The following is a 20,915-nucleotide window of genomic DNA, read 5'->3' as shown; positions in this document are numbered from 1 at the left end:
AGATCTGCGATGGCGTTTGTGATGTAAACACGAAGTGACTCACAAAAATTGAGGTACACTCACTGCCGAGCAGAAAAGGAGATGATGATGGGTAACGAAGGCGTTGTAGCGGTCGAAAAGGCGCTGGCTTTACTGGATTGCTTCCGTCCCGGCGATGAGAGCCTGACGCTGACCGCGCTGGCGCAGCTATCGGGTTATCACAAAACCACGGTTTACCGGTTAATGAATTCGCTTGAGCGAATGAACTATGTCGTCAGGCATGATGACGGCAATTATGCGCTTGGCCCACGTCTGCTTTACCTTGGCAAACTTTATGAACAATCTTTCCATCTTTCCCGGGTGGTGCAGCCTGAGCTTCAGGCTTTATCACAGGCCTCTCAGGAGAGCGCCAGCTGGTATGTGTTAGAAGGCGGGCAACGTCTGTGCCTGTTCCGGGCAGAAGCATCGCACGGGTTGCGTCACAGCAATCTGCCGGGTACTCAGTTTCCGCTGGACGATTCTGCCATCAGTAAAGTGCTTCGCCACTGGGGCCTTAATGACGCGCTGCCAGAGGGGGAGCCCGCTGTTCCGCTCTATACCGCAGGCGCCCGTGACCCGCATACTGCGGCGTTCGCAATGCCCGTCTTCGGCGTCAATGACAAGCTGATTGCGGCGCTGGCGTTGACCGGGCCCATCTCCAGACTGATTGAAGATCGCCGTGAACAGGGGATCAGCCAGCTAATGCATGCCACCGCCAGCCGCCTGTCACAGAAAATGGGGGCCAGTAAGCCTTTTTGCCAGCAGTTTTATGGGGAAACGCAGGATACTGCGGAAGAGAGTCTCTAAGCATAAAGCGGGACGTGCGTCCCGCTTTTGTTATGTCTAATGGGTGACCTGCTTTTCATGCAACTGAGCATTGCGGGCCTGGCGTCCCATCACCAATACCGCGATACCCCCCGTGACGCATAACGCCGCCAGAGGAAGCATGGCCAGCGTGTGGTTACCCGTCCGTTCGTTGATAATACCGTAAGCGTTGACCATCACCGCACCGCCGATAAGGTTAGCGATGGCGCCAATTGCAGCCAGGCCCGCAGCCGCCGACGTGCTGCTCATCCAGCCTGACGCCAGCGCCCAGAAAGGCCCCTTCATTGAATACGCCCCTATCAGCATGATGCTCAGGATAACAATGGTGGCGGAAAGAGAGACGCTGACAAAGGCGGCAAATACGCCTGCGGCAATAATGAAAAGGGTCAGAGCGGTATGCCAGCGGCGTTCGTTGGTTCGGTCCGAACTGCGTCCCCACACAATCATCAGTACGGATGCCAGACCGTAAGGAATGGCGTTGAACAGACCCGTCTCCAGATTATCCAGGTGGAACGATTTCAGCAGCTGCGGTGACCAGACGCTGATGGTGGTGCCCGCTGATGACGCGCCTGCGTAAATCAGCGCCAGCAGCCAGATTTGACGATGCCTGAGCAACTGCCATGTCGTCTGGTGTCCGATATTTTTTTGCTGTTGACGCTCGGTTTCAAGCGTCGTTTCCAGCCATTTTTTCTGTTCCGCGTTAAGCCAGTTAGCCTGGTGCGGACGATCGCGAAGAACAAACCAGGCGGCAATACCCAGCAGGACGGCGGGTAAACCTTCAATGATAAACAGCAGATGCCAGCCGCGCAGACCCAGCCATCCATCCAGCGACAGAATCAACCCGGACAGCGGCGAGCCAATAAAATTGGCCAGCGGGATCGCGACCATAAAGGACGCGATAATTCGCGCACGGTAGCGGGAAGGGATCCACCAGGTCAGAAAGAGTACGACGCCGGGGAAGAAGCCCGCCTCCGCGGCACCCAGCAGAAAACGCACGATATAAAGCGACGTCGTGTTTTGTACCAGTGCCATACACATGGATACCACCCCCCAGCTGATCATAATGCGGGGGATCCACAGACGTGCGCCAACTTTCTGCATTGCCAGATTGCTTGGAACTTCAAACAGAAAATACGCCACGAAATAGAGGCTACTGGCGAAGCCAAACGCCGCTTTGCTGAGACCGAGATCCTCATTCATCTGTAGCGAAGCCATGCCGATATTGCCGCGATCGATAATGGAGACCAGATAACTGACTATCAGAAACGGGAGGATACGCCAGATCACCTTGCGCATAGTCTCTCTTTCTATGTCCTCAGTGGCGGCAGTGCCATTACGAATATGTTCTGTCATGTGTTCCTCGCAGGGTCTGTTCTTGGTTTTATCAGGTACAACTCTGTTTTATTAAACAAAACCACTATAGCGTCGGCGCCTTCTTTTTATCCAGTTAATGGAAGGTTTAAATGATGTAAATAAGACGTGACTCACAGTTAACGGGCTTTACCTCGTGAGCCTAAACGACAGATGCGCCACCCCCCGTTGTGAGGTAAAGTACACACCTTGCGCAGCCAAAGAGCTGCGGTTTTGTGGGGTATAGGCGAATAACACGCTCCCCCATTCTCACTTCTGGTTTACGCCAGCCTGCATGGTGTTGTGTTTTGTCTTCTTAAAAGGGTTGTCTATGTCTGCTGCTCATCTCGGTTTCCCGACGGAAACCGTTGTTGTCTTTGTGGTGATGGCCGTTGGGGCGATGTTTATCGACCTCTTCATGCACCGTCACGATAAACCGATCTCGCTGAAAAGCGCGGCCATGTGGTCCATCTTCTGGGTCATGATGGCGATGGCGTTTGCTGGCTTCTTATACGTGCACCACGGCGCGGAGATGGCCAGTCTGTTCCTCACCGGCTATGCACTGGAAGAGGTGCTCTCCGTCGACAACCTGTTTGTGATGATGGCGATCTTCGCCTGGTTCGGCGTGCCGGATAAGTATCGTCACCGCGTGCTCTACTGGGGCGTGCTGGGGGCGATTGTGTTCCGCGGTATTTTTGTTGCCATCGGCACCAGCCTGCTGAGCCTGGGGCCATACGTTGAGGTGATTTTTGCGCTGGTCGTCGGCTGGACGGCGGTGATGATGCTGAAACGCAATGAAGAGAGTGATGAAGTCGAGGATTACTCCAACCATCTGGCGTACCGCCTGGTAAAACGCTTCTATCCGGTCTGGCCAAAAATCAGCAGCCACGCGTTTATCCTGACCCAAAAAGAGGTGGACGCCGAGCTGGAGAAGCCTGAAAACAAGGATGTGATGGTAGGTCGCGTGAAGAAGGCGAAGCGCTACGCGACGCCGCTGCTGCTCTGCGTGGCGGTGGTAGAGCTGTCCGACGTGATGTTCGCCTTCGACTCCGTTCCCGCGATCATTGCCGTCAGCCGCGAGCCGCTGATTATCTACAGCGCCATGATGTTCGCAATCCTCGGCCTGCGTACCCTCTACTTCGTGCTGGAAGCGCTGAAGCAGTATCTGGTGCATCTTGAGAAAGCGGTAGTGTTACTGCTGTTCTTCGTGGCGTTCAAGCTGGGGCTGAATGCGACCGATCACTTCTGGCATCACGGTTATAACATCGGTGCCACGGCAAGCCTGTTTGTGGTGCTGGGGGTTCTGGCGCTGGGGATTATTGCGAGCGTGATGTTCCCGGGGAAACGTGAGGCCTGATGTATCGCCCGGTGGCGCTTCGCTTACCGGGCCTACGATTGGGATGTAGGCCGGGTAAGGTGCAACCGCCACCCGGCAAAAGGCTACTTTATTATCGGTGAGTTTCGGCGCTTGCGCGGATGATGGAAATGGCGCCAGTGCGGATCCTGCGCCGCCGCCAGCAGCTCGTGGTCGCCACGCGTGTCGCCCCAGGCGCGCAGGTGATATGCGTTCAGATCGCCATACACCTTTTCCAGCCTCGCCACTTTCTGCGCGCAGCGGCAGTTGTTGCCGGTGATCCGCCCGGTCAGCTTGCCGTCTTTCACTTCCAGCTGCGTGCCAATCAGCTTAATGCCGAGCTTATCGGCCCACGGCTGCAATACCAGCGCCGGGGAGGCGGAGCAAATCGTCACTTCCGCACCGGAATTAACTTCGTTGGCGACAGCCATGACCCCTTCCGGGCGCATCAGCTTGTTCCAGTATTTTTCACAGAAGGCCTCTGCCTGCTGACGTAACCAGTGCTCATCCACCCCCGTCAGGAAGGTTTTGATCAACACCTCTTTCAGCTCATCACGCGTCAGCTTGCGACGCACGCAGTGCAGCGTGGGCAGGGCCATGCGCACCAGGCGACCCGCAAAGTAGCGCTTGCCAAAGGCAAAGCGCAGGAACGGAATAAAACTGTCGTGGTGCGTCAACGTACCATCAAAGTCAAAGACAGAGAGCACGCTGGACTTCGCCACGGCTTCGTCGGCAATCATATTGGTCATAAATACGTCTTAGCTGAAATACACATTCTGTTCACTAGTTTACCTGCTTTACCTTCACAGTCCTTCTATCCGATCTCATTTTTTCTCGAACCTGTGGCCTGACGGGTCAAACTATGTCATCCACCACGCCACCGTCAACGCGCAGCGCCGCGCCGGAAGTCGCGGAGGCCTGCATGGAACAGACATACACCACCATATTCGCCACTTCTTCTACCGTTGCGGCGCGCTGAATAACCGAGCTGGGGCGATTCTCCATCACGAACGCTTTCGCCAGCTGCTCCAGCGATTTGCCGGTTCTCTCCATCTCGTCTTTCATCATTGCGGCAAAACCGTCCGACATTGTCGGGCCCGGCAGCACGCTGTTCACCGTGACGCCGCTGCCTGCCACGAACTTCGCCAGACCGCGCGCCAGCGAGAGCTGGGCGGTTTTTGTCACGCCATAGTGGATCATATCCGCAGGAATATTGCAGGCCGATTCTGACGAGATAAACACTACCCGACCCCAGCCTTTTTGTACCATACCGGGCAGCAGGGCACGGGAGAGGCGCACGCCGGACATCACGTTGGTTTGCCAGTAGCGTTCCCAGGTCTCGTCGTCGGTGGAATAAAAATCCTGCTGGCCATAGATCCCGGCGTTATTCACCAGAATATCGACGTGCGTGGCGACCCTGAGTAGTTCGTCAACGCCCTCCTGCGAGCTCAGGTCGGCGATGGCGGCACGGACCTGTACGCCTGGCACCACCTGCTGGAGCGCCTGAATGCCTTTGTTCACCGAGTCGACGCTGCGCCCGTTGACGATCACTTCCGCACCGCTCTCCGCCAGTCCGCGGGCGATGGCAAACCCAATACCGCCGGTGGACGCGGTCACCAGCGCCACTTTCCCCGTTAAATCGATTTTCATCGTTCACTCCTTGTCGTTTTATGGTTCAAAACTTAAAGCGTAGCAGTTGACGATGATGGCTCCTGTTTAAAAAGGCGCAACAGCGTCTCAACCTGCTCGTCCAGCGGGCTGAGGGAGCGTTTAACGATGAGGTGCAGCGGCGTGGCGCGTCGAACACCGTGGCTGAGGGGCAGGATTTTGAGGATGCCCTGCTGGAGCGGGGTCTGAATGCGTTCTTCCGGTAACCAGCCATATCCAACCTGATACATCACTGCTTCGATCGCGGCATCGATGGTGGAGAATGTCCACGACTCCCCGGTGGGGCGAACGGTGGGCTGGCTGTCTGCGATCTGAATGCGCGGCCACGGTCGAAGCATCTCGTCGTTAAGCGGTGTATCCAGCGCAAACAGCGGGTGCGCGTGATGCGCGACGGCAACAAAATCGATATTCATCAGCCATTCGCCCAGGCCGGTAATGTCCTGGCGGCGGGTTAAGACCATCACGTCGGCCTCATCATTGAGCGCATCTGCGCGGCTGTTTTCCAGCACCTCGGTAAGCCGCACCTGCGTTTGCGGGTACAGCTGCTGAAACTGGCGCAAAATCGCGAACAGCCGACTGCGCGGAAAAATACTGTCTACCATCAGGTCGATACGGGTTCGCATCCCGCTGCGCAGGGTTGCAGCGCGCGTTTCAACGTAGGCGAAGGCTTTCAGCAGCGGTTTAACCTGATTCAGCAACAGCTCACCCGCCGGGGTCAGCACGGCACGGCGTCCCTCTGTCATCAGGAGCGCTACGCCCAGCCGCTCCTGCAAAAGCGACAGGTTATAGCTGACCGAGGACTGGCTGCGATGGGTCTCTTCCGCCGCCTTAGCGAAGCTGCCAGCCTCGATGACTCTTTCCAGCAAGGCCCACTGTTCGAGCGTCGTCTTGTGCATGATTAATCTAAATTTTGGATGAATTTGATTCAAACATAGCGTTATTCATTCATTTTTTGAAGGGGTACGATCGTCTCATCAAAACAAAGGAGACATCTTATGAGCACCTTCGACAAACATGATTTAAGCGGCTTCGTTGGCAAACATCTGGTATATACCTACGACAATGGCTGGAACTACGAAATTTACGTTAAAAACGAGAACACGCTCGACTACCGTATTCACAGCGGTCTGGTGGGCAATCGTTGGGTGAAAGATCAGCAGGCCTACATTGTCCGCGTCGGGGAAAGCATCTATAAAATTTCCTGGACGGAGCCAACCGGTACCGACGTGAGCCTGATTGTGAACCTGGGCGACCGCCTGTTCCACGGCACCATCTTCTTCCCACGCTGGGTCATGAATAATCCGGAAAAAACCGTCTGCTTCCAGAACGATCACATTCCGCTGATGAACAGCTACCGTGATGCCGGGCCAGCGTATCCAACCGAAGTGATTGATGAATTTGCGACGATTACTTTTGTACGCGACTGCGGTGCGAATGACGATAGCGTTATTGCGTGTGCTGCCAGCGAGTTGCCAAAAAACTTTCCTGATAATTTAAAATAAGCTTAGCAACGCGTTAAATGCACAACGGCCATTTCGGTTTTAACCAGAATGGCCGTTTTTTATGCTGCAGAAATACCGGAGTAAGTCACCGATTCCGCCGTTAAGGTGAAAGGCGTAGGAGTACAGACCGCCAGGCTCAGCGAGCCGAAGCGAAGCTGGCTGACCGGGAGCGACTGGGCGGTGCTGTCAATGCTGACAATCTGCCACGCGCTGCCGCCACGCTGTTTGACGATCGCCTCTTTGCGCGTCCAGATGCGCCAGAATGCGGAAAGCTGTTCTTCCGGCGCTTCACGCTCCAGCTCGTCATGCTCGGTGAGGCTGAAAACGGCATTCGCCAGCGCCTGCCAGTTCTCCCGCGGGCGGATCACTTCGATATCGCAGCCAACCTCGCCTTCATCGCTTATCAGCATGGCAATATCGTCCCCGCTGTGGCTCAGGTTAAACCACAGCGGATGGCCGTTAGCGAAGGCCGGTTTTCCCTGCTCGCCGTAGATTATCTCGGGAAGCGGTGAGGGGGATAAAGTTCTGGCGAGCAGCGTCCGGCCTGCAAGCCAGGAAGCGTATCGCGCACCCTGAGGTGCCATGTCTGCGAGCGTTGACGCCAGCGGGTCCGCGCTAAGGGTGGAGATCTTCCCCAGTACAAACTGGTACATAGTTACGCCCAGCGTTTAATGATTATCGAGGTATTAATGCCGCCAAAGGCAAAGTTATTGCTCTGAATAAATTCGCAATCAATCGGGCGGGTTTCCCCCATAATATAATCTAAAGCGCCGCATTGCTCATCCGGTTGTCTTAAATTGAGCGTCGGCGTGAACCAGCCCTCCCGCATCATATGCAGACTCAGCAAGGCTTCCAGCGCGCCGCAGGCACCCAGGGTATGGCCGAAATAGCTCTTTAAGGATGAGATGGGCACGCTGTCGCCGAAAATAGCGGCGGTCGCCTGACTCTCGGCGATATCCCCGCGATCGGTTGCCGTGCCGTGGGCAGAAATGTAGCCAATGTCCTGCGGGCTAAGACCCGCCATCGCCAGCGACTGCTCCATACACACCTGCATGGTTTCACGCTGGGGCTGGGTGATGTGCGCCGCATCGCAGTTGGTGGCAAAGCCCACGATCTCACCATAGATTGTCGCCCCGCGTGCTCTGGCGTGATCCAGCGCTTCCAGCACCAGCGTGCCCGCCCCTTCGCCAATCACCAGGCCATCGCGCTGAACGTCAAACGGCGACGGCGTGGTTTTGGGCGCGTCGTTACGCTGGCTGGTGGCAAACAGGGTATCGAAAACCGCCGCTTCCGACGGGCACAGCTCTTCCGCGCCGCCTGCCACCATCACGGTCTGGTAGCCGTGACGAATCGCTTCCCAGGCGTAGCCAATCGCCTGGCTGCCAGAGGTACAGGCGCTTGAGGTGGGGATCACCCGTCCGCGCAGGCCAAAGAACAGTCCGGTATTCACCGCCGTGGTGTGCGGCATCATCTGCACGTAGGTGGTGCCGGTGATGTTGTGGGTGTGCTTTTCGGTGAGCATGGAGGCAAACTCGCTGACCGGTCCGGTGCTGCCCGTCGACGAGCCGTAGGCGATGCCGGTCTGACCGTTGGTCAGCACCGCGTCGTCGATCAGGCCCGCCTGCTCCAGCGCCAGCTCGGTGGCGCGGGTTGAGAGCAGCGACACGCGGCCCATGGCGCGAATGCGCTTACGGGTATAGTGAGCGGGGAGGGTGAAATCTTCAATCGGCGCGGCGAGCAGGGTTTGCAGGCCGTCATACGCCTGCCACTCCGTCATGGTACGCACCGCATTTTCATACTCGCGCAGACGGCGCGAGATGGTCGGCCAGTCCTCGCCGAATGCGGTGATGCCGCCCATGCCCGTAATCACTACCCGGCGGGTCATAGCATGCCTCCGTTGATCGATATCACCTGTCGCGTCACATAGCCTGCTTTATCCGACATCAGGTAGCTCGCCAGCCCGGCCACTTCCTCGGCCTGGCCCATACGCTGCATCGGGATCATCGACATCGCCGCGTTCAGCGCGGCTTCATCCATCTCGATCATACCGGTATCAATCAGCCCCGGCGCGATGCAGTTGACGGTGATTTTGCGTTTTGCCAGCTCGGTGGCGAGCGCTTTGGTGGCGCCGATGATCCCGGCTTTCGCCGCGCTGTAGTTCACCTGCCCACGGTTGCCCATAATGCCTGACACCGACGACAGGGTGATGATCCGCCCGCCCTTGCGGGTGCCGATCATCGGCATAATGCAGGGATGAATGACGTTATAAAAACTGTCGAGATTGGTGTGGATCACGCTGTCCCAGTCATCGTCGCTGAGCGCCGGAAATGCGCCGTCGCGGGTAATACCGGCGTTACTGACCACGCCATACCACGCGCCGTGGTCAGCGATCGCCTGTTCCAGCACCGTACGGCACTGCTCGCGGTTGCCCACGTCAAAGGTGAGTAAACGGCCCGCGCCGCCTGCCTGGACAATCGCTTCCAGCGTCTCCTGCGCGCCCGCTTCATCACGATGGTAATGCACGCCGACGGTGAAACCGTCCGCCGCAAGCTGAAGGGCGATAGCGCGGCCAATGCCTTTGCTGGCGCCGGTGACCAGTACGGATCTCATGATGGTGTTCCCTGGTTAAAAAGTGTGGTTAATTCTTCCTCGCTCGGCTGGAAGGTGTTTACGCGGCCCGTGGCGAGGGAAATATTATCCGCATGAATGGTGCACTCGAAGCTGCCAAAGCGCTCATCCTGCATCAGACGTTCGATGGTGATGATCAGCGTGCTGCCTGCGGCAAAATGCCCTGCGTCGCACACCAGCTCGCGCGCGCCCAGCACCATACCCAGCGCACAGTGCGGCAGCCCTTTTTGCATCCGGTGCCATTCAGACCAGACGCCCACGGTCTGAGCCATCAGCTCCAGCGCAAACCAGCCGGGCAGGTTGCCGCCTGCGTCCAGAAACGGCGCCAGAACGCCCCGTTCGTTCACCGTCACGCTGCAAACGGCGCGGTCATCGGTGACGCTTTCCACGCTCTCAAGCAGCAGCATCGGCGTGTCGTGAGGAAGATAATCCCCGGGAGGTAAGTAGTGCATCATACTCTCCCCAGCAGAAGGCTGGCGTTGTTGCCGCCAAACGCGAAAGAGTTTGACAGGATCACTGGTTTATTCAGCGGTGCGCTCTGGTGCAGTAGGCCGAAGGCGGGCAGGGTGTCGTCCGGCGCGTAGCGGGAAAAATCCTGCGGCGGCAGCGGCAGGTCTCGGGTCAGGATCAGCCAGCTCAGGGCGGCCTCGGTGATCCCGGCGGCACCCAGCGTGTGGCCGGTAAGATGTTTCGTGGAGCTGCACGGCACGCGGTCGCCAAAGAGATCGTGGATCACCTGCGCCTCAATGCGATCGTTCAGCGGCGTGGCGGTGCCGTGCAGGTTGATATAACCGACGTCCGCCGCCGTCATGCCCGCCTCGTTCAGCGCCTGGGTGATGGCGCGGATCGCCCCTTCGCCCTGCGGATGTGGGGCGGAAATATGGTACGCATCGCTGGATTCCCCCGCGCCCAGGAGCACAATCTCGCCCGGCTCGCGGGTCAGTACCATCAGTGCTGCCGCTTCGCCAATGGTGATCCCCCGACGGTTGCGGCCAAACGGTTCGCACAGGGTCGGGGAGAAGGATTCCAGGCTGTTGAAGCCGTTGACCGGCATGCGGCTCAGGCTGTCGGCCCCGCCGACGATGGCGACGTCCACCAGACCGGCGTCGATCAGGCGACGGCCGCTGATGATCGCCCGTGCGCTGGAGGAGCAGGCGGTCGAGATGGTATACGCCGGGCCGTCCAGCGCAAGCCAACTGGCGAGAAAGCGCGACGGATCGCCCAGCTCCTGCTGCGGATATTGCCACTGCGGACTGCGCTCGCCGTTCTGCGCGCGGCGCACGTACTCATCACCCTCGTCCAGTCCGGAGGTGCTGGTGCCCAGCACCACCGCCACGCGGTCGCGCCCCACGCGCGCAATGGCCGCATCGACGGCGGGCCGGATTTGCGCCAGCGCCGCCAGCAGCAGCTGGTTGTTGCGACTTCGATGCGCAGAAAAAGACCCGGGAACAGGGGGAAGATCACCCTCCACCCCGCCCAGCACGGCCTCGGGTAAGCCCTGTAGCCAGCCCGCACGCTGGCGCATCCCGGGGGCCACGCCAGCGTTCAGGTTTGCCGCTATTTCATCAGCCGAGTTGCCGAGCGCGTTGACCATGCCAACGGCAGAAAGGTAAATCATCTCAGTCACCCAGATATTGAATGGTGATGTGGTAGTGAAAAGCGTGCTGCACAATGCTAATCGGTTCGCGCCTGCCGTTACGGTTCAGGTAGGCAATTTCCGTGACCAGCTTGCCATCGGGGTTGCGCAGTTCGCGTCTGGTGTCAGTATCGTTCAGCGTCCAGCCTTTCGGCAACTGCGGCTGCCAGGCGCTGAGGGGCCAGTGGCTGAGCATCACGTCGGCCAGCACCTGGCTGGCTGGCGGCAACTGCGGCATCACAACCGTCTGCTCGGTGTGGATCCCGGTGTCGTCGTAGGTGGCGAGGAACAGGCGGATCCCGACGGAGGAGAGGCCGGCAAGCGTCACTTTATCGCCATCGGCGTTCAGCATCACCAGCAGCGACTGGGTCTGGCCTTTAAAACTGCCGGTAAGCAACTGCTGCGCGCGGATGGCAGGCGTGATGCCCGGCGGTGGCAGCGTGACGCGGGTGCCGGGCTGGAGCCAGGCCTGAGGGCGCGCGTCATCGCGGTTCGTCGTATGGCTACACCCCGCCAGCAACAGGGTCATCATCACTGCCGCCAGGCGAATGAAACGGGTCATGGTAAGTTCTCTTTGTTAGTCGGCATCGCCAGCGGGGCGAGCAGGAACGCGGTGAAGATACCGCTCACCAGCACAATGCCAAAGCTGCTGATGGCCTGAGTGGTGCTGAACACCAGCATTCCCAGCGTCAGCAGGGTGGTCATCATGGCGAGGGTAATCGCCAGCATGGAGGTCAGCGGCGTGCCGCGCGGGTTGCTGAAAAACAGCGTGTAGTTGATGCCAATGCCGAGGACCAGCACCAGCGCCAGCAGGGAAAACAGGTTCACCGGATGGCCCGTCACGGCCAGCGCCGCCAGCCCGCCGCCCAGCGACAGCACGGACGGCACCAGCGCCACCAGCCCTTTTCGCCAGCCGAGGCGCACCACCGCGCCGCAGGCAATCACCGCCAGCGCCACGCCCAGCAGCCCCGTCAGCAGCGCGCGGTAGAGTGCAAACAGGCTGTCGAAGCTGGCCTTACGGTCAACCCAGACGACTCCGGGATGGCGGGCGGCCAGCTCACCGAGCGCAGCGCTGTTTCTGACGCCATCGACCGGGACCAGCACACCGCTTTTGCCGTCCGGCAGCGTCAGCCACAGCAAACGCCAGCCCTCGCTGGCCGGGCTGGCGAGCCACGCCTCCACGCTGACAGGCATGGCGTTCAGATTCGGGGCGACGGCATTCAGCCCCGTGCTTTGCAGCATTTTCGTCACCGTCGGCGCGGCGTTACGCAGAAGTTGCAGATCGCTGTTCTGCCGCGCCAGCGAGTTCAGCGGCAGGGTGCGCCAGCGGGTTAATTCTCCGGCTTTTTGCGCCTGCGCCAGCGCCGGGGTAAACGCCTCCAGCCGCTCCAGCGTTTCCTGAGCCGACGCGCCATACACTACGAACCACTTCTGATCGACATTTTGCCCGGTCAGGGCGGTGATAGTTTTTTCCTGCGCCAGAATGTCCTGCGGCAGCGCCTGAAGCCGGGCGATATCGTCATCCACCCGCAGGCTGGCGATCCCGATGGCGGAGAGCAGCGCCAGTGCTACCGGCAGCCCGAAGGAGAGGGCTTTGCTGTCGCGCCAGGCGTTCAGCCAGCGCTGCATCATCCCTCTCAGGGGGATCGGGCGAACCGGCATGCCACGGCACAACCACGGGTGCCAGAAAATCACCGTCAGGCACGAGGCGCTCAGCCCTGCGGCGGCGAACACCGCCATCTGACGAATGCCGGGGAAGGGGGCCAACATCATGAAGAGATACGCCACGACGGTGGTCAGCAGCGCCAGTAGCAGCGCGTTACGCACTTTTGCCAGGCTTTGCCAGGGCGAGTGTTCCGCGCCGTGCACCATCCGCTCCGTGAGGTAGTAAATCGTATAGTCCGCCGAGATGCCGATGATGCTCATGCTCATCACCAGCGTCATCAGGTGCAGCTCACCGAACAGCAGGAGCGTCACGACCGTCCCCGCCAGCGCGCCGATGGCAATGGAGAGCAGACTCAGCAGCAGCGGACGCACGGAGCGAAACACCGACACAATCAGCAGGATCACCCCAAGCACCGTGGCGACGCCGAGCGTGGAAATATCTTTTTTAGCCTGCTGGCTGGCGTAATCGCTGTAGAACACCGTCCCGCGCGACAGCAGCTGCGCCTGTGGATATTGGCTTTTCAGCGTCTGCTGCATCGCGTTGAGGGTGGTCACCAGCTGGTGGGTTTGCTGCATGTCAAACGAAGAGCCTGCCAGCTCGCCGTGCAGCAGATACCAGTAGTTCCCGGCCGCATCTTTTGTCACCAGCCAGCCGTCCATCAGCTGCATCTTCTGGCTGTTCTTCGCCAGCGCGAGCTGCGCGCCGCGCATCAGCATCAGCGGATCGTTTTGCAGCTCCTTGCCGCTCACGCCGGAAAAGGCGGAGTAGAGCTGGGACAGGATCCACTGAGCCTGCGCTTCACCGCCGTTTTGCAGGCGGGCGCGGGTGGCCGGATCGACCAGGCCATTGCGGTGCTGCCAGAAGAAATCTCCCCAGGCCTGTTGCCCGGCGGCATCCAGCGGACCTTTTACGACACTCAGCGCCTGGCTGCGTTGCAGCAGGGTTAACCACTGCTGCGCCACGCGCGGGTCCGGCTGTTTACCAGGGCTGACCAGCCAGATGAGCTGGCGGTCGAGGCGCTGCATAAATCCGTCGTTGAGGGCGGGAGGGATCGCGCCGAGCGTCTGTTTCGGCAGCATGGCGAGCACGCTGCTGTTCAGCCGCGCGCCAGGCAGCAGCGACAGCAGCACGCCCAGCAGGATCAGGCATACCGCGGCCCACAGCAGCGCCGGGCGCAGGGCGTTACGGTGCGGCAAAGCGCTGGCGTTCTGCATCGGTCAGGCGGGCGGGCGTCAGTTGGTGGCGGGAGAGGGCGATATCCGTCGTGTCGCCTTGCTTATCGTTCAGGCGAATGGATTCCAGATAGATCGCGCCCTTCAAATCAAGGGTGGAGAAAATCTTGTCCAGCGGCGTGGTAACGGGCGTCAGCACCAGCGACCAGCGGCCTTCGCCCAGGTCTTTGAAATCGATGCGGAAGTTCTCTTCCAGCACCTTGCGGTCGGCCTGGAACAGCGCCCGCAGCAGATGGTTGAACTGGAACATCTGCGGGTTAGTGTCGGCGGTAATGGTCTGCGGCGGCTGACCGTTGACGATTTGCACCATCCGTTTGTCATCCAGCAGCAGCGTCATCGGGAACGGCGCTTTTTGATCCCACAGCAGGCCATTGTCACGGGCGATCAGCATCTCCCCCTGCGAGCGCAGGGGCTGAGGCATGTCCTTGATCGTGCGGATCTGTTCGAAGTGTGCGCGCACCACCGGTTGCTCTGCAAACCGCTGTTGCAGTTCATCCAGCGTGACCGCGTTCACCAGCGGGCTTACCAGCAGCGCGAGTAGCGTTATCCACTTCATGGCGCGATCCCCATGCGTTCGAACAGAATGGCCGGGCTGACAAAGCACATCTCCCGGCTTGCTTCCTCCACGGCCACCTGAATGGTGTAGCCGGTGGTGGTGCGTTTCCCGGTTTGCGCGTCGAAGATTTGATAGGCGATGCGCAGACGGTTTTCAACCTCTTCAATATGGGCGCGGACGCGAATGCGCTGCTCGAAGGTCACCGCGTCGCGGTATTTCACCCGGGTATCCACCACCGGCCAGACGTAGCCGGACGCTTTCATCTGGCGATAGCCGTAATCAAACTGGTTGAGCAGCGCTTCGCGGGCAATCTCAAAATAGCGGAAATAGTTGCCGTGCCACACCACGCCCATCATATCGACGTCGTGGAACGGAACGGTGATTTCAACTTCAGCCGTAAAGCGGGGATCGGTCAGCACCCTTTACTCCTTCTCGTTGACCTCTGGCAGCTGCCAGAAATCGAAAAAATTAAACCAGTCGAGAGGCGACAAGAGCGCGTAATGCTCCAGCCGCTGCGCATAGCGATCGACGGTCTGCTGTAGCGCCTGCTGGCGTTCGCCGCGCGGCAGCAGCAGCGGGTCGGCAAACGGCTCGCAGTGCAGGGTCAGCTTTCCCTGCTGGCAGAGGGCAAAAATCAGCACCACCGGGCAGCGCAATAGGGACGCCAGGATAAACGGTCCCTGCGGGAACGGCGCGGGCTGGCCCATAAATTCGCTCCATATCACCCGCCAGCTGCCGCCGCGCTGCGGGGTGACGGCGATGCGATCGCCCACGATCGCCACCCACTCGCCGCGATCCAGCTTCTCTTTAATGAGGATGGCGGTCTCCGGGCCAATGTCGGTGACCGGCATCAGGTGAATGCCCGCCTGCGGCGCCATCTCCTCCATCACCTGTTTAAAACGCTGAGCATTGTCGCTAAAGACCAGCGCGTTGATGGTTTTCGCCCCTTCGCGCTGGGCCAGCGCCCGGCAGGCTTCCACATCGCCAAGATGCGACGCGAGCAGCAGTTTGCCCTGAGGATCGTCAAGACCCAGCGCCTCCTGCGCGCCTGGCGCAAAGACCAGATCGCGATGAAGCTTCATTTCGCCGCGCCAGCTGGCCACTTTGTTCAGCATGGCATGACCGAAGCGCAGGAAGTGGGAAAAACTGTTAAGCCGTACGGGTTGCGGCATTTGCCGCTGTGCCATCACCGTTTTAACCCGCGTCAGCCACTGCTGCGACGCCTGACGCGCAGCGCGGGCGGTCAGCCAGTAGACGGCCGTAACCGGCCACAGCAGGATGGTAAACGCCTTTCGCCCCAGCAACTGCCAGACGCGCAGCATCAGGCGCATGCCCCATAATCCTTTCACCTCCTGCTGCTGCGCCCAGTGCTGCGAGCGGCGACGCATCAGCAGGGAAGGAATGCGCGGCAGCATGCCGAGAAACAGACGGGTATGCATCAACGAGATGCGCACGTTGTCTTTCAGGGCATCGAAATGGGATACCCCGTCCGGCGGATAGGTCACGCGGGTGGGCAGAAAATAGCTGGTGTTGCCCTGCCAGTAGAGGCGCACCATCACTTCAGTATCAAAATCCATCCGCCTGCCAAGCGGCGTGCCCGCCGCCAGGCGCATTACCGGCGCTATCGGGTAAACGCGAAACCCGCACATGCTGTCTTTTAGTTGCAGGGAGAGGGTTTCAATCCAGACCCAGACGTGTGTTATCCAGCGCCCGTACAGGCGCGAACGGGGGATCGAGTCATCATAAACGGGCTGACCGGAAATGAGCGCATCGGGATGGCGTTCGGCCAGCGCCAGCAGTTTGGGGATGTCTTCAATAGCGTGCTGGCCGTCAGCGTCCACCTGAACGGCGTGGGTGAAGCCGCGATCGGCACAGGCTTTCAGCCCCTGCATCACCGCCGCGCCTTTGCCGCTGTTTTCGGCGAGGCGCAGCAGCGTGACCTGCGGACGATCCGCCGCCAGCGCTTCAAGCGTGCGGCGCGTGGTTTCATCACTGCCGTCGTCCACCACCAGACAGGGCAGATCGAAAGGCGCCAGGCGCGCCAGCACCGAAGCCATCATCGCCCCGTGGTTGTAGCACGGGATCAGCACGCAGGGACGGAAGGTTACTGACATAAGCGAATCTTCCCGCTGCTGGCGGTGTGACGCTCGTTACCCGCATGGCGCTGGTAGCTAAAGGTCAGCATCTGGCGTTCGGGCTGCCAGGCAAGGAGCAGCGTGACCGTGTTCTCCGGTAACAGCGGGGCGGCGAACTTTACGTTCTGAATACTGTGAAAACGGTAGCCCGGCGCCAGCGCGGCGGCGTAATGCATCACCCGGTCGAGCTGGGCTACGCCCGGCAGCAGCGGCTGTACGGCGAAATGTCCCTTAAACCAGAGCAGGTCAGGATCAAGATAAAGGGTTATCTCCAGATACCCGGGGCCAGGCTCGCGGCGTTCGATTTCAGGGATTTTCATGAAACAACTCCTGTAGCTGCGCAGTTACGCGCTTGTTCATGCTGTTGACCGGAATTTCATCAACGATCCGCCAGTAGCGCGGCACGGCAACCGGTTCAAGCCAGGGGCGAAGGGCGCGTCGCCAGGCGAGCTCCTGCGCTTTTTTGCTCTGTTCGTGTTGCTGACGCACCGCTTCATTCAGCACCAGCAATACGCCAATACCCTGACGCCCGCCGCGCGTCACCGTCAGCGCGGCGGCTTCGCGGATGCCGTCCAGCGCCAGCAGGCGGCGCTCAATGTCATCGAGCGAAATGCGCTTATCTTCAATTTTGACCACCCGACCGCGGCGCCCGACGAGGCTGAACTGCCCGTCAGCCGTGAAGTGCAGGATATCATCCAGCAGGACCCCCTCCGCCTCGGGGATCAGCGGCGACGTCACGCGATCGCCGTGAAACGTCACGCCGGGGAAAGGCTGCCAGCGGATGCTTTCCTCCTGACGGTAGCGCCAGGCCATAACCCCCGTTTCTGTGCTGCCGTATATTTCATCCGGCCAGACGTTGAGCCAGGCCTGAACCGCGGCGACCTCCTGCCAGGGCAGCGCGCCGCCAGCGGAGACGAGCAGGTTGACGGGGGGCGGCGTCAGTGACGCGTCCAGCCGCTTGAGAAACGCCGGACTGCTGATGAAAAGATAGCGTTTATCGTCGGGAAGGGCAGAGAGCTGCTCGGCATAGTTGAGCAGGCTGGCGTGCAGCGGCAGGCCGAGCGCCATGGGTAAGACGACACGAAACGTCAGGCCATACAGGTGGTGCAGCACCACGGAAGCGACGACGTGACAGCCTGCCAGACGATCGCCAAAAAGTTCCGCCAGCAGACGAGCCTCACGATCCAGGCTGACCACCGGCTTACTCACCCGCTGCGGCGTGCCGGTCGAGCCGGAGGTGTAAAGCTCGATCGTGCGCATCTCATCGATGGCAGGCAGCGGTGAAAAGGGATGGCCTGCCCGCTGAACGGAAGCCACCCGCAGCTGTCGCCCCTGAAAATCGAGCGTGGTGTCGCTCAGGACGCCGCTGAACAGCGCCCGCTGTTCGTTAAGCTGCGCCGCCCGGCTGTGCCCAGGGAGGACCGGCGTTTTACCCGCATGCAGCGTCGCCAGCAGCGCGACAATAAACAGATAGCCGTTTTCGATGCACAGCGCCCAGCGCTCGCCTTCTTCATCACGCAGCGTGTCGACCAGCTGAGTGACGTCGTGGCGCAGATCGCCAAGTGTCCAGAGATGGTTGTCCTGCCAGGCGACAGGGGTGTCGTCAGGGCGGGGGGCACTGAGCCACTGGCTAAGCGGGAGAGGGTTAAGCATCGTTTTTCATCACCCGTTGTCGCACCAGCCACTCGCCGGCCATCAGCGTGCCCATCAGGAGATAGGCAATCATCCCGTTCCACAGCGTCCAGAGACGGATATCAGCGTGTAATACGGTAAACAGCGCGATCGCCCCGTTAATAATAAAAAAGCCGCACCAGACCTGGGTAACCCGGCGCGTGTAACGTACCCCGACGGGGGAGAGATCCGGTTCACGCAGGCGCGCCAGCCGTTCAACGACAGGCATTGCCGTCCACAGCGAACCACCAAACACCACCAGCATCACCAGATTCACCACCACCGGATAAAACAGCACCCACTGGTGCGCGTGCAGGACGTAGCTCGCCGCGCAAAGCGCTATGCCAGCCAGCGCCACGCTCACGAAAAGATAACGCAGTGGACCGCCCTGCCGACGGGCCTGGCAGACGCGTAACAGCAGCACCAGCGCCATCACGGGCAGTATCCCGTGCAGGCTATTATTCGCCAGCCCGAAGCCGATCAAAAACGGCCATGCCAGCAGCATCAGCCCTGTCAGGGCGGGAAGAACTGGAATCGAACGCACGTTACGCGTCGCGCTGAAGCTGTTCCACAACGTCCACGACGTCCTGCACCGTGCGCACCGCTTTGAAGGTTTCGGGCTTGATTTTATGGCCCGTCTTCTTTTGCAGGTGCACTACCATATCGACGGCATCAATGCTGTCGAGATCCAGATCCTCGTAAAGACGTGCCTCAGGGGTAATATCCTCCGGAGCGACTTCAAACAGCGTAATAAGAAGCGCAGAGACTTCCTGATAAATCGTTTGTTGTTCTGTCATAGCGGTCATTCTCAGGCGCGTTGTTGATGAATAAAAGCCGCGAGCGTGGCAACGGAATAGAAGTGCTGACGCATCTCGTCACTTTCGGCAGAAAGCAGTACGCCGTACTGATTTTTTACCGCCAGCCCTAGCTCAAGGGCGTCGATTGAGTCCAGACCGAGGCCGTCGCCAAAGAGCGCGGCGTCTGTATCAATATCCTCTGGGGTAAGTTCTTCCAGATTCAGCGTAGAGATAATGAGATTCTTAATTTCAAGATAGAGCGCTTGCATCTTTCGTTCCTGACAAAGATTGAAGACCAGTTGTTAACTGATGCTGCATATGCCGGTTTAACTGCCTTGCCGCCAGCGCGGGTTCGTGCTGACTCGCATCATAAAAATCATGAATGTTGATGCGTTCGCGAACATCCACGGTGAAAACAGGTTTGTTGGGGGGCACGTTATACCAGCTGCTCTGTTTATCCAGCATCCGTTCGCTACAGTGGATCACCACCACGCGCACGGCGCTGTTGCAGCGAACGGCGATATTCGCCGCCCCACGTTGCAGGGTCATGGCTTCTCCCACCCGGGTGCGGGTGCCTTCAGGGAAGATAAGCAGGGTGTCGCCCTGGGCCAGACGCTGCTGGCTTGCGGCAAGCAGCGTGTCGGCTTCGCTGTTAATCAGATAGTCCGCCGCGCGGATCACGCCGCTGACGAACGGGTTACGCAGCAACGCGCTTTTCACCAGACAGTCAGTTTCGTTCATCACCGACGCCAGCAAAACGTAGTCCAGCAGCGAGGGATGGTTCGCAATCACCAGACAGCCTCGCTCGGCGCGCAAAACGTCCAGGTTGTTGAAACGGTAATCCAGTACCCCTACACCGCGTACCACCGCGAGGAACAGGCGGAAACTGGCAGAAATAGTGCGGCGTGCCAGGCGGCGACGTTGAGTGCGGTCACGCTGGAAAATCAGCAGCAGGTTAAACCACACCAGCGACAGCGTCAGCCCGCCGAGGCCGAACAGGGCGAAGCACAATCCGGTCATCAGCATGCGCCATACCCGATCGAGGCGGGAACGTAACCCTCTCATTGGCGCGTCCATTGCCACAGCAGGCGCTCGCCCGGCAGGGTAAACTGGCGCTCGTCCCGCAGGTAATGGCGCAGGAACTGCAGGCTTTGCGGCAGCGCGGGCTCTTCAGGCCTGCGATTGGCGTGCGTTTCACAGCTGAGCGTATTTCCGGCCTCAATTACCAGCGCCAGCGCGTAGGGCCAGACGGGCATCTGCGGCGGCAGCCCGGCGTGATAAAACTCCGGCAGCAGACCGTCGAAATCTACCAGTAACACGCGTGAGTAGCCCGCATGCAGCAGGCTCAGCACCTCGCATAAGCTCTGCTGGAAGGTATCCATACCGGCGGAAACCGACGAAGAGACAACAGGCTGACGCGCGGCGATAGTGAGATTGCCGACCGCCGAGTTGTGTACCGACATGGCAAAATCGGTGGGGGAAACGGGCTGATCTGCCGCCAGGGCCTGGAGAATACGAAAATTGCGTTCCAGCTCCCCGTGACGGCTGCTGTAGACGACGGCGTCGATGCGGTGTTTGCGCAGCATCATCAGGCCAAGATCAACGGCCAGCTTGCTGCCTGAATTCAGGCGGCGGGCGGTCATCATCGGCAGATCGGTCAGTTTCGCCAGCGGTGCATCAGGATCGATGGCGTCAGACCGGCGTGACCATGCCTGCCATTCGTCGGCATCGCTGAGTCCTGGCGCTCTTGCCTGCCAGTCGATAAGGGTAAGTGTAAATTTCATCTACGCGCGTCCGCGATAAACCTGTTTCTGTGACTTTTTCTTCGCCAGCGCGATTTGCTGCGCACATCGTACAATGTTGTCGTCGCGCTGGCG

General features: G+C 59.7%; 24 protein-coding genes. 3 read left to right on the top strand and 21 right to left on the bottom strand.

Features of this window, described 5'->3' with window-relative positions; translation table 11 throughout:
- Nucleotides 1-87: 87 nt before the first annotated feature.
- Nucleotides 88-825 carry an IclR family transcriptional regulator gene (locus tag INF86_RS00680; RefSeq protein WP_022649700.1) on the top strand — a complete coding sequence of 246 codons (738 nt, stop codon included), beginning with the start codon at nt 88-90 and terminating at the stop codon, nt 823-825.
- Nucleotides 826-861: 36 nt separating this feature from the next.
- Here the strand turns inward: INF86_RS00680 and INF86_RS00675 are convergent, their stop codons facing one another.
- A complete protein-coding gene (locus INF86_RS00675; RefSeq protein ID WP_193543136.1) occupies nt 862-2,196 on the bottom strand; it encodes an MFS transporter in 1,335 nt (444 codons plus the stop codon).
- A 328-nt stretch (nt 2,197-2,524) separates the two neighbouring features.
- Here INF86_RS00675 and INF86_RS00670 point away from each other — a divergent pair, with 328 nt between their 5' ends.
- Complete coding sequence (locus tag INF86_RS00670) at nt 2,525-3,550, top strand: TerC/Alx family metal homeostasis membrane protein (protein ID WP_023298822.1); 1,026 nt, start codon at nt 2,525-2,527, stop codon at nt 3,548-3,550.
- A gap of 83 nt (nt 3,551-3,633) precedes the next feature.
- Here INF86_RS00670 and INF86_RS00665 read toward each other — a convergent pair whose 3' ends face one another.
- From INF86_RS00665 to INF86_RS00655, 3 genes are all read right to left on the bottom strand, one after another.
- A complete protein-coding gene (locus tag INF86_RS00665; protein ID WP_063201337.1) occupies nt 3,634-4,296 on the bottom strand; it encodes an HAD family hydrolase in 663 nt (220 codons plus the stop codon).
- A gap of 106 nt (nt 4,297-4,402) precedes the next feature.
- Nucleotides 4,403-5,197 (bottom strand): SDR family NAD(P)-dependent oxidoreductase, encoded by a 795-nt coding sequence (locus tag INF86_RS00660; protein ID WP_022649696.1) that lies wholly within the window; start codon nt 5,195-5,197, stop codon nt 4,403-4,405.
- 32 nt (nt 5,198-5,229) lie between these two features.
- The gene (locus INF86_RS00655; protein WP_023298821.1) at nt 5,230-6,111 is read right to left on the bottom strand and encodes a LysR family transcriptional regulator; all 882 of its coding nucleotides are present in this window, start codon (nt 6,109-6,111) and stop codon (nt 5,230-5,232) included.
- A 99-nt stretch (nt 6,112-6,210) separates the two neighbouring features.
- Here INF86_RS00655 and INF86_RS00650 point away from each other — a divergent pair, with 99 nt between their 5' ends.
- The gene (locus tag INF86_RS00650) at nt 6,211-6,717 is read left to right on the top strand and encodes a phenolic acid decarboxylase (RefSeq protein WP_022649694.1); all 507 of its coding nucleotides are present in this window, start codon (nt 6,211-6,213) and stop codon (nt 6,715-6,717) included.
- A gap of 59 nt (nt 6,718-6,776) precedes the next feature.
- On the opposite strand, the gene acpT is transcribed toward INF86_RS00650, so the two are convergent.
- From acpT to INF86_RS00565, 17 genes are read right to left on the bottom strand one after another with little or no spacing between them, the layout of a single operon-like run.
- Nucleotides 6,777-7,370 (bottom strand): 4'-phosphopantetheinyl transferase AcpT, encoded by a 594-nt coding sequence (gene acpT / locus INF86_RS00645; RefSeq protein ID WP_022649693.1) that lies wholly within the window; start codon nt 7,368-7,370, stop codon nt 6,777-6,779.
- 2 nt (nt 7,371-7,372) lie between these two features.
- Nucleotides 7,373-8,602: a beta-ketoacyl-ACP synthase gene (locus INF86_RS00640; RefSeq protein ID WP_023298820.1), complete on the bottom strand. Its 1,230-nt coding sequence runs from the start codon at nt 8,600-8,602 to the stop codon at nt 7,373-7,375.
- Nucleotides 8,599-9,330 (bottom strand): 3-ketoacyl-ACP reductase FabG2, encoded by a 732-nt coding sequence (locus INF86_RS00635; protein WP_032626847.1) that lies wholly within the window; start codon nt 9,328-9,330, stop codon nt 8,599-8,601. Before INF86_RS00635 ends, INF86_RS00640 begins: the two co-directional genes overlap by 4 nt.
- Nucleotides 9,324-9,800 carry a 3-hydroxy-fatty acyl-ACP dehydratase gene (locus INF86_RS00630; protein WP_193543135.1) on the bottom strand — a complete coding sequence of 159 codons (477 nt, stop codon included), beginning with the start codon at nt 9,798-9,800 and terminating at the stop codon, nt 9,324-9,326. Before INF86_RS00630 ends, INF86_RS00635 begins: the two co-directional genes overlap by 7 nt.
- A complete protein-coding gene (locus INF86_RS00625) occupies nt 9,797-10,963 on the bottom strand; it encodes a beta-ketoacyl-[acyl-carrier-protein] synthase family protein (RefSeq protein WP_193543134.1) in 1,167 nt (388 codons plus the stop codon). Before INF86_RS00625 ends, INF86_RS00630 begins: the two co-directional genes overlap by 4 nt.
- A 1-nt stretch (nt 10,964) precedes the next feature.
- On the bottom strand, nt 10,965-11,543 hold the full coding sequence (locus tag INF86_RS00620) for a DUF3261 domain-containing protein (RefSeq protein ID WP_063146804.1): 579 nt from the start codon (nt 11,541-11,543) through the stop codon (nt 10,965-10,967).
- Entirely contained in the window at nt 11,540-13,861 is a 2,322-nt protein-coding gene (locus INF86_RS00615) for an MMPL family transporter (RefSeq protein ID WP_193543133.1), read from the bottom strand. Before INF86_RS00615 ends, INF86_RS00620 begins: the two co-directional genes overlap by 4 nt.
- Entirely contained in the window at nt 13,830-14,435 is a 606-nt protein-coding gene (locus tag INF86_RS00610) for an outer membrane lipoprotein carrier protein LolA (protein ID WP_108367959.1), read from the bottom strand. Before INF86_RS00610 ends, INF86_RS00615 begins: the two co-directional genes overlap by 32 nt.
- Entirely contained in the window at nt 14,432-14,854 is a 423-nt protein-coding gene (locus tag INF86_RS00605; RefSeq protein WP_006812302.1) for a thioesterase family protein, read from the bottom strand. Before INF86_RS00605 ends, INF86_RS00610 begins: the two co-directional genes overlap by 4 nt.
- 3 nt (nt 14,855-14,857) lie before the next feature.
- The gene (locus INF86_RS00600) at nt 14,858-16,549 is read right to left on the bottom strand and encodes a glycosyltransferase (protein ID WP_022649684.1); all 1,692 of its coding nucleotides are present in this window, start codon (nt 16,547-16,549) and stop codon (nt 14,858-14,860) included.
- The gene (locus tag INF86_RS00595; RefSeq protein ID WP_022649683.1) at nt 16,540-16,890 is read right to left on the bottom strand and encodes a (3R)-hydroxymyristoyl-ACP dehydratase; all 351 of its coding nucleotides are present in this window, start codon (nt 16,888-16,890) and stop codon (nt 16,540-16,542) included. Before INF86_RS00595 ends, INF86_RS00600 begins: the two co-directional genes overlap by 10 nt.
- Nucleotides 16,877-18,223 (bottom strand): AMP-binding protein, encoded by a 1,347-nt coding sequence (locus tag INF86_RS00590; protein ID WP_193543132.1) that lies wholly within the window; start codon nt 18,221-18,223, stop codon nt 16,877-16,879. The genes INF86_RS00595 and INF86_RS00590 overlap by 14 nt, the downstream gene beginning before the upstream one ends.
- The gene (locus INF86_RS00585) at nt 18,216-18,815 is read right to left on the bottom strand and encodes a hypothetical protein (protein WP_045622193.1); all 600 of its coding nucleotides are present in this window, start codon (nt 18,813-18,815) and stop codon (nt 18,216-18,218) included. Before INF86_RS00585 ends, INF86_RS00590 begins: the two co-directional genes overlap by 8 nt.
- Nucleotides 18,787-19,038, bottom strand: coding sequence for an acyl carrier protein (locus INF86_RS00580; RefSeq protein WP_022649680.1), 252 nt, complete (start codon nt 19,036-19,038; stop codon nt 18,787-18,789). The genes INF86_RS00585 and INF86_RS00580 overlap by 29 nt, the downstream gene beginning before the upstream one ends.
- 11 nt (nt 19,039-19,049) lie before the next feature.
- Nucleotides 19,050-19,307: a phosphopantetheine-binding protein gene (locus tag INF86_RS00575; protein ID WP_193543131.1), complete on the bottom strand. Its 258-nt coding sequence runs from the start codon at nt 19,305-19,307 to the stop codon at nt 19,050-19,052.
- Complete coding sequence (locus INF86_RS00570; RefSeq protein ID WP_048966280.1) at nt 19,288-20,103, bottom strand: 1-acyl-sn-glycerol-3-phosphate acyltransferase; 816 nt, start codon at nt 20,101-20,103, stop codon at nt 19,288-19,290. The genes INF86_RS00575 and INF86_RS00570 overlap by 20 nt, the downstream gene beginning before the upstream one ends.
- On the bottom strand, nt 20,100-20,822 hold the full coding sequence (locus INF86_RS00565; protein ID WP_023307137.1) for a beta-ketoacyl synthase chain length factor: 723 nt from the start codon (nt 20,820-20,822) through the stop codon (nt 20,100-20,102). Before INF86_RS00565 ends, INF86_RS00570 begins: the two co-directional genes overlap by 4 nt.
- Between the last annotated feature and the right edge of the window lie 93 nt (nt 20,823-20,915).

The organism is Enterobacter cloacae complex sp. I1M (genome assembly GCF_014982425.1).
Taxonomy (GTDB): domain Bacteria; phylum Pseudomonadota; class Gammaproteobacteria; order Enterobacterales; family Enterobacteriaceae; genus Enterobacter; species Enterobacter intestinihominis.
Note: the sequence above shows the minus strand (reverse complement) of the source record. Positions and strands in the feature narration are given on the sequence as shown.